The 508-nt window shown below is 58.3% G+C and carries 1 protein-coding gene; it reads left to right on the top strand.

Translation table 11 applies throughout. The features are described from left to right. Positions 1-243 (top strand): hypothetical protein (locus tag PMI01_RS28005; protein ID WP_238537113.1); only part of this gene is annotated, 243 nt, incomplete at its 5' end. Positions 244-508: the final 265 nt, after the last annotated feature.

Raw genomic sequence — 508 nt, 5'->3', positions numbered from 1 at the left:
GCCGCCAAAGCCCAAGCCGCCAAAGCCCAAGCCGCCAAAGCCCAAGCCGCCAAAGCCCAAGCCGCCAAAGCCCAAGCCGCCAAAGCCCAAGCCGCCAAAGCCCAAGCCGCCGGCTCGGGATTCAGCAGGGGAGGGGTTGTCACGGCGCTGTCACCCGCCTATATCGGCCCCTCGCTCGGAAACGCGATCGCGACCGGAAGTCAGAGCCGCAAAGCTCTTGCTTTCTCCGGCTGGTTTCGTTAGTTTCCGCGCTCCAATCGACTCGGTGATGGATCCAGGTGGGCGGCCTCGGCGGCCCAGGACCCTTTTTGTCTCTTCGATGCGGCCTTGGCTGGTTCGAATAGACTGGAAACGAGGCGGTTGACTCTGGGGCGTTGCTTCAATAGAAGCGCCGCTCCTCATCGGATTAGGGAGTTCGTCAAGAATTCCAAAGTTCGGTGAAGTATTCAACTTTGGTTTTGATCTAAGAAATTAGTCGAAAACGAAGTTGACACGGGGTTTTGCTTTC

It is taken from the genome of Caulobacter sp. AP07 (assembly GCF_000281955.1).
In the GTDB taxonomy this organism is placed as follows: Bacteria; Pseudomonadota; Alphaproteobacteria; order Caulobacterales; family Caulobacteraceae; genus Caulobacter.
Note: the sequence above shows the minus strand (reverse complement) of the source record. Positions and strands in the feature narration are given on the sequence as shown.